4 protein-coding genes are annotated in these 6,478 nt (G+C 70.2%); 1 reads left to right on the top strand and 3 read right to left on the bottom strand.

Annotated elements, in window-relative coordinates:
- Positions 1 to 164: 164 nt before the first annotated feature.
- The 3 genes from ACFYPM_RS07340 to ACFYPM_RS07330 all read right to left on the bottom strand — a co-directional run bounded on the left by ACFYPM_RS07340 (position 165) and on the right by ACFYPM_RS07330 (position 4,976).
- Positions 165 to 908, bottom strand: a complete 744-nt coding sequence (locus tag ACFYPM_RS07340) for an ABC transporter ATP-binding protein (protein WP_387192168.1) — start codon at positions 906 to 908, stop codon at positions 165 to 167.
- Positions 909 to 911: 3 nt separating this feature from the next.
- Entirely contained in the window at positions 912 to 2,111 is a 1,200-nt protein-coding gene (locus ACFYPM_RS07335; RefSeq protein ID WP_387192166.1) for a substrate-binding domain-containing protein, read from the bottom strand.
- Positions 2,112 to 3,863: 1,752 nt separating this feature from the next.
- Positions 3,864 to 4,976 (bottom strand): glycerophosphodiester phosphodiesterase, encoded by a 1,113-nt coding sequence (locus tag ACFYPM_RS07330; protein WP_387192164.1) that lies wholly within the window; start codon positions 4,974 to 4,976, stop codon positions 3,864 to 3,866.
- A 141-nt stretch (positions 4,977 to 5,117) separates the two neighbouring features.
- Here ACFYPM_RS07330 and ACFYPM_RS07325 point away from each other — a divergent pair, with 141 nt between their 5' ends.
- The gene (locus ACFYPM_RS07325; RefSeq protein WP_387192162.1) at positions 5,118 to 6,452 is read left to right on the top strand and encodes a TrkH family potassium uptake protein; all 1,335 of its coding nucleotides are present in this window, start codon (positions 5,118 to 5,120) and stop codon (positions 6,450 to 6,452) included.
- The last annotated feature ends 26 nt before the right edge of the window (positions 6,453 to 6,478 follow it).

Here is a 6,478-nt window from a genome sequence, read left to right as displayed (position 1 = left end):
TCCGTTCGCGACTGCGGGGCTCGCAAACCCGGCTCACTCCTCACGCTCACAGTGCTGCCTCCGTTCGCGACTGCGGGGCTCGCAAACCCGGCTCACTCCTCACGCTCACAGTGCTGCCTCCGTTCGCGACTGCGGGGCTCGCAAACCCGGCTCACTCCTCGCGCTCACAGCGACTCCCCCAGGTAGGCCTCTTGCACCGTGGGGTTCGCCATCACCGTCTCCGGGGTGTCGCAGGCCAGCAGCGCGCCGTGGTGCATGACGGCGATCCGGTCGGCCAACTCCAGGATGACGTCCATGTGGTGCTCGACCATCAGCACCGCCCGGCCGCTGTCGCCGGTCAACGACTTGATCACGGCCACCAACTCGGGTACGTCCTCGGCGCTGACCCCGGCCATCGGCTCGTCCAGCAGCATCACCCGCGGTTCGCCGGCGAGCAGCAGGGCGATCTCCAACTTGCGCTTCTCGCCGTGGGCCAGGGTGCCGGCGAGGGCCGTACCCCGGTGGGCGAGGCCGACCCGGTCGAGTGCCGTGTCGGCGGCGGCGGCGACCTCCCGGTCGGCCGCCGCCCGCCGCCACAGTGCCATCGAGCCCCCGCGGTGCGCCTGCACGGCGAGCCGGACGTTCTCCCGCACGCTGAGCGAGCCGAAGACCGAGGACGCCTGGAAGGTACGGCCCAGCCCGAGGCGGGCCCGCCGGTGCGGCGGGAGCTCCCCGATGTCCTGCCCGTCCAGGACGACCCGGCCCTCCGTGGCCCGGCGCAGGCCGCTGATCAGGTTGAACAGTGAGGTCTTGCCGGCGCCGTTCGGCCCGATCACGCCCAGGAACTCTCCGGGCGCGAGGTCGAGGTAGACGCTGTCGACGATGGCGACCTCACCGATCCGCCAGGTCAGACCGCGGGTGGCGAGCATGACTCAGCCCTTCATGGCCACGGCCGGCGGCGCGGTCTCGTCACCGGTGAGGCTCTTCTGCGCGGTTGCCGTGAACGCGGTTCCGCTGCCGGTCAGCTTGGCCTGGAACATCGGCTGGAGCAGCGCGTGGTCAGCGGCCCGGATGGTCATCTTGCCCTTGACCCCGTCGAAGCTCCAGCCCTCCAGGGCGGTGACCATCTTGTCGACGTCGTCCCCACCCTCCTGCACCGCGCGGACCACCATCTGGGCGGCGGCGAAACCGTCCGGGTGGAACAGGTCAATGGTGCTGACCTTGGCCTTCAGCGCCTTGCTGGCCTCCGTGTCGCTGGCACCGTCGAAGTAGTGCGACAGGAAGGAGATCTTCGTGCCGGCCGCGCCGAAGGTGGGCCAGGACGAGCGGATGTCCAGGCCGGTGACGACAGTGGTGGACGAGAGCACACCCTGCTGGTCGAGGCTCTGCCACATTGCCGGGGCGGTGGTACCGGCCCAGGCCACGAAGAGCAGGTCCGGCTTGGCTGCCTTGATCTGGCTGGCGAACGGCGTGAACTCGCTGGCGCTGGCCGGTGCCCGGACGCTGCTCACGCTGGCGCCCGCGCTGCCGATGACGGCCTTGACGGCCGCCTCGTTGGCGTCGCCGAACGCGCCGTCCTGGGCGAAGACCACGACCTTCTTGCCGGTCGGGTCGCCGATGAACGACTTGGCGGTCACCACGTCCTGGTAGGACTGCCGCCCGGAACGGAACGTGTACTTGTTCGCGCCGGTCACCGCGTCGGTGGCGGCCGGGCCGGAGATGAACAGGACCTTGTTCTGCGCCGCGATCGGCGCGACCTGAAGCGCCACGCCGGAGGCGGTGGAACCAGCAATGATCTTCGTGCCCTTGCCGATCAGGTCCTTCGCGGCGGAGACCGCCTTGGCCGGGTCACCCGCGTCGTCGACCTCGGTCAGCTCGATCTTCCGGTCACCGACCTTGCCGGTGCCCTTCGTGGCGAAGTCCAACCCCGCCTTGAACCCCTCGATGTACTGCTTTCCGTAGCTGGCCAGGGCTCCCGACTGGGAGTACACCAGGCCGACCTTGACCGGCGCGGCGTTGTCGCCGCCGCCGGTGGCGGTGTCCTGCGGGCTACCACAGGCCGTGGCGGCCAGTGCCGCAGCCATCATCGTGGCGGCGGAGAGGAACGCCCGCCGCGTGTGCCGGACCGTCATCGCGACTCCAGGGTGAGGACAGGATGCTGTGTTGTCGGCTCACGCTAGAAGTGACGTCACCCACGAGCTATGTGGCGGAAACACACAAGTAACAGGAATGAGGTGGCCGGGGGTTACAACGGGCCGCACCGCCACTCGGGAGCCCCTCCCTCCCGGTGGCCCAAACCCCCACGGACCACCCGACGAATGTGTCGCCTCGCGCCACCCGCCCCGCCCGGTCAACCGCAGGGCCCGTCGTGGGCGGCCGGGCGCGGACACCGCCGACGACCGCCGAGCAAGCTGTCACAGAAGACCCGATGCCGTACGCACTGCGCATCCTCCGCCGACACCCGTCGTCTCGGCCCGGTCCAGGTCGGCGAGGAACCCAGCGCCCGCGTGATCGCCCGAGCGAAGCGCAGCGCTCCCGACAGGTCCTCCGCGACCACCGGCAGATGCACCACGAACCGTTCCCGCCCCGCGCCCACGACCACCACCCCTCGACTCGTCGGCTCCTCGGCCCGTCGGCTGCTCGGCCCCTCGACTCCTCGGCTCCTCGGCCCCTCGACTCCTCGGCCCGTCGGCTCCTCGGCCCCTCGACTCCTCGGCCCGTCGGCTCCTCGGCCCCTCGACTCCTCGGCTTCTCGGCTTTTCGGCCTTCCGGCCCCTCGACTCGTCGGCTCCTCGGCCTACCGGCGGCCCGGTGTGCGGGTAGGGGACGCACACCGGACCGCCCGGCCCCACGCCCGCAGCCCTCGTCGGCGGTACGAACGCGGAACCGATCTCACGCCCACACTCCGAGCCCTCCGCCCGAGCGCCCGAGCGCGTCCCGGGAAGCCCACCGGTCAAGATCTGCGCAACTTCCCCGATGTTGCTGCTTCGATCGGCCCTCAGACAGCAACATCGGGGAGGTTGCTGCCTCAGCCCGCCCCGATACAGCAAGATCGGCGAAGTCGCGGCCCGAAGCCCAGCTCACCCATCCAAGATCGTGCTTGACCATGGATGTAGTGGCCTTGGACGCGCGGGGATACCACTCGATCCAGGATCGAGCGTGACCTTGGACGGGTGAGCGCGCGAACGCTCGCCGAGAGCTACGCCGGGCACAGGAAAACCGCGTCGCGAGCGCTGTCACTGCCGCACGACGGCGAGTTGGTCAACGGTGAGCCCGCTCGCGGCACCTACGTCGCCGACTCCTCTGGAGCCAGCACCACTTACCCGTCCAAACCAACCCCACCCGCCACTCCCAGCGGTCAAGATCTGCGCAACCTCCCCGATGGTGCTGCCTCAACCGGCGGCGAGACAGCAACATCGGTGAGGTTGCCGCCTCACGCCCGGCCCATCCCGTCATGATCGTGCTCAATCCTGGATGTAGCGGCCATGTCGACGCGGCGATGCCACTCGATCCTGGATCGAGCACGATCTTGCGAGTGGGACCGTCAGAAGCAGACATCACCTGGACCAGTCCTCGACACAACGGCGAGCGGTGGCCCGGACGTGCCGCTGGCCCGTCGTCCGGGTGGCGGACGGCGGGCCAGCGGGTGGGCCGGGCGTGATCGGCCCGGCGGTCGGCTCGAAGCGGATCAGCTCCGGGCCGACATTCGGAAGGGGTCAGAAGCCGGCGCGGGCAGGTCAGAGGCCGGCGCGGACAGGTCAGGAGCCGGCGCGGGCAGGTCAGAAGCCGGCGCGGGCAGGTCAGGAGCCGGCGCGGGCAGGCCAGGAGCCGGCGCGGACAGGTCAGAGGCCGGCGCGGGCAGGTCAGAAGCCGGCGCGGGCAGGTCAGAAGCCGGCGCGGGCGGCGACGGCGGTGTCGGGGTGGTCGCTGAAGACGCCGTCCAGGCCCAGGCCGAGGAAGAGTTCGTACTCGGCTGTGATGTCGCCGCGCCCGTTCGGGTCGGTGCCGATCCGGAAGTCGACCGGGAGGAACTGGTTCTCCGCCCGGAACGTCCAGGAGTGCACGAGTAGCCGCTCCCGGTGCGCGTCGCGCACCACGTTGGTGGGGGCGAGCAGGGCGCCGGTGGCGTCGCGGGGCACGATCAGGTTCTTGTTCGCGCCGATGCCGTCGGCGTACCCGGCGATCCACTTCAGCCCGGCCGGCGTGGCCAGGTCCTGGTAGCTGCGGGTGTCGCCGGCGGCGGTGAAGTCGTACGGGCGGCCGGTCGCGTCGAGCAGTTGGACCAGCTTGACGTCGGTCAGCTTGCTCAGGCGGCGCAGGTTGGCCGTCTCGAACGACTGGATGAAGACCGGCGAGTTCTTCCGGTCCAGCTTGTTCTGCCGCAGCACCCGCAGCAGCGGCTCCTCCAGCGGCAGGCCGATCGAGGCGAAGTAGGTGGGGTGCTTGGTCTCCGGGTAGATGCCGATGGTGCGGCCCCGTGCCCGCCCCTCGGTCCGGGCCAGGTCGATGACCTCCTGGAGGGTGGGCACCTCGAAGCGGCCGTCGAACGCGGTGTTCGCCACGCGGACCTGCGGCAGCCGCTCCTTGGCTCGCAGCGTCTTCAGCTCGGCGAGGGTGAAGTCCTCGGTGAACCACCCGGTCACGGCGACACCGTCGATGGTCTTCGTCGCCCTACGGGCCGCGAACTCCGGGTGCGTCGACACGTCGGTGGTACCGGAGATCTCGTTCTCGTGCCGGGCGACAAGCACCCCGTCGGAGGTGGAGACCAGGTCCGGCTCGATGTAGTCGGCGCCCATCCGGATCGCCAACCGGTAGGCCTCCACCGTGTGCTCCGGCCGGTAGCCGCTGGCACCCCGGTGAGCGATCACAATCGGCCGGTCGTTCGCCCGGGAGCGGTCGGCGTCGGTCGCCGGGCCGGCCTCGGCCATGGTGGGCACGGCCACGGCGGCCGCGAGCAGCACGCCGGCCAGGCCGAGGGTCGGAAGGGTACGTCGCATCGCCGTCTCCTGTCATCGGGGGAAGCCGCCTCAGCAGACCGCGCCGGGTTGACCGGCAGTTGGTCGATGGCTGGCCGGGAGGTGAATCTCCGGAATGCGCGTTCCCGCGCCAGGTAGCGGGCGGAAAAGGAAGATTGTCTGGTGCGCCGGTTTTTCCGCAACCCCGTGCGGCTGGTGCCGTTCGCCTTCCTGGTGCCGATCCTGCTCGGTGCCGGGCTGCTCATGGCACGGTGGGCGACCACCGATCACCAGCGCCCGCCGCTGGTGACGGCGCTCTTCACCGCCACCTCGGCCGTGTCCGTCACCGGCATGGCGGTCACCGACACCCCCAACTACTGGTCCGGTTGGGGACTGCTGGTGATCACCCTGCTCACCCAGCTCGGCGGTCTCGGCATCCTCACCGCGGCGGCGCTCGTCATCCTGGTGGTCTCGCGTCAGCTCGGCCTGCGCAACCGGCTGCTGGTGCAGGCTGAGACGGCGGAGTTCGGCATCGGTGACGTGGGCCGGCTGCTGCGCCGGATCGCGATCACCGTCTTCGCCTGTGAGGCCGTGCTGACCGCTTTGGTCGCCGGCCGGCTCTGGTGGGCGTACGACTACCCGCCCGGGCGCGCGCTCTGGTCGGGCGTGTTCCACGCCATCCAGGCGTTCAACAACGGCGGCTTCGCGCTCTACACCGACGGCCTGCTGGCCTTCGACCGCGATCCGTGGGTTTCACTGCCGTTGGCGTTCGGGGCCATCGTCGGCGGGCTGGGGTTTCCCGCCCTGTTCGAGGCCGTCCGAGAGTGGCGCAAGCCGGCGGGCTGGGCGGTGGCCACCAAGCTGACCATCTGGGGCAGCATCGCCCTGCTGCTGCTCGGCTTCGTCGGCCTGCTCGCCGCCGAGTGGACAAACGCCAGCACCATCGGCTCGTACGACGCCGGAGGCAAGGTGCTCGCGACGTTCACCCAGATCGCGTTGAGCCGCACCGGCGGTTTCAACGTGCTGAGCATCGCCGAACTCCAGGAGGAGAGCTATCCGCTGCTGATCGTGCTGATGTTCATCGGCGGCGGCAGCGCCAGCACGGCCGGCGGCATCAAGGTGTCCACGTTCTTCCTGCTCGCCTTCACCATCTGGGCAGAGTTGCGCGGCGAGCCCGACGTGACGGTCGGGCACCGCCGGGTGGCCACCGCGAGCCAGCGGCAGGCGGTGACCGTGGCCCTGCTCAGCGTCGCGCTGGTCACGGCCGGGACCATGCTCCTGCTGCTGCTCACCGAGGGCGTGCGGTTCGTCGCTGCCCTGTTCGAGGTCACCTCGGCGTTCAGCACCACCGGGCTCACCGTCGGTCTCGCCAGCGAGTTGCCGGCCAGCGGTCAACTGGTGCTGACCGCACTGATGTTCATCGGCCGGGTCGGGCCGCTCACCCTCGGGTCGGCGATCGCCCTGAACACCAGGCGCAAGCTCTACCGCTACCCGCAGGAACAACCAATTGTCGGCTAGGAGGGTCGAGGTGTCGAGACGATCGG

The sequence above is a fragment of the Micromonospora sp. NPDC005203 genome, assembly GCF_042872705.1.
Lineage (GTDB): Bacteria > Actinomycetota > Actinomycetes > Mycobacteriales > Micromonosporaceae > Micromonospora.
Note: the sequence above shows the minus strand (reverse complement) of the source record. Positions and strands in the feature narration are given on the sequence as shown.